The following is a 782-nucleotide window of genomic DNA, read 5'->3' as shown; positions in this document are numbered from 1 at the left end:
ACCTATCGGCGGCAACGCTTTCAACTCTGCAAGTTGTTCACGCAGTGATAGCAGTTCAGTAAGCCAGGTCGCTAATTGCTTATGCTGACGACCGCACATGTTGCAATCATTTTGCTCATAGACAGCTAACGCATGTTCGATTGCTTGCTCTACAGTGAGCGCATCAGTTGATAAATTTAATTCTGCTTCACTCAGCATCTGCATTCCCCTCTACCAAGCTGGCTTCATGCTTCAGACAGTTAGGACATACCCAGCCCTCCTTGAGCTTTACCCATCCTGAATCTGTTGCTTGTTTTGCAATCTCGGAATAGCAATCAGCGGCACCTTTTTTAGAATCCCAGCCATGTGAATGAGGGCCGTCATTGTCATCCGACCAACAGCGATTGTTATTCTCATTGCGACCTTCGCCGCGTTTTTCACAACGCAATTCCATGAAGATAGTCATTATTCATCACCTTCCACACGGAATCCGGCAATGCGAATTTCTTGACGAGCTAATTGAATACCTCTTTCAAACGCCTGTTCTTCAGCATCCCAATAACCGTTTGTTTTTGGCAGTTTGACCGGTTTGAGTAGTTTCTCGTTTGCCGCTGATAACGCTGCCTCCAACTTGAGAACCTTTTGATGATTATCACAGGCCGCACCATGCCAGAACTTGTAATCAGCAAGCTCAAGGTCATTCACTTTTTTCTGTGCCGCTTCCAGTTGGGCTATCAGTGATTGCTCTCGGCTAATTAGTGGAAAGTCACCAAAGTCATCAACCGTTGTCTCGTCTTCATACT

Annotated in this window: 2 protein-coding genes and 1 pseudogene; all 3 read right to left on the bottom strand. The window is 46.0% G+C overall.

Annotated features, from left to right (window positions below; genetic code table 11):
* Nucleotides 1–198: pseudogene (locus tag V2A85_RS24115) on the bottom strand (hypothetical protein); the annotation flags it as partial.
* Nucleotides 188–445 carry a hypothetical protein gene (locus V2A85_RS24110; RefSeq protein WP_420072610.1) on the bottom strand — a complete coding sequence of 86 codons (258 nt, stop codon included), beginning with the start codon at nt 443–445 and terminating at the stop codon, nt 188–190. The pseudogene V2A85_RS24115 and the gene V2A85_RS24110, both read right to left, overlap by 11 nt.
* A partial coding sequence (locus tag V2A85_RS24105; RefSeq protein WP_420072609.1) for a hypothetical protein occupies nt 445–782 on the bottom strand: 338 nt, incomplete at its 5' end. The genes V2A85_RS24110 and V2A85_RS24105, both read right to left, overlap by 1 nt.

The organism is Yersinia sp. 1252 StPb PI (assembly GCF_048593885.1).
In the GTDB taxonomy this organism is placed as follows: domain Bacteria; phylum Pseudomonadota; class Gammaproteobacteria; order Enterobacterales; family Enterobacteriaceae; genus Yersinia; species Yersinia enterocolitica_E.
This window is presented reverse-complemented; position numbering and strand designations above follow the sequence as displayed.

Bases quoted from the DNA above. Each gene is read 5' to 3' on its own strand.
- V2A85_RS24110 (WP_420072610.1), bottom strand. From the start codon at position 445: ATGACTATCTTCATGGAATTGCGTTGTGAAAAACGCGGCGAAGGTCGC.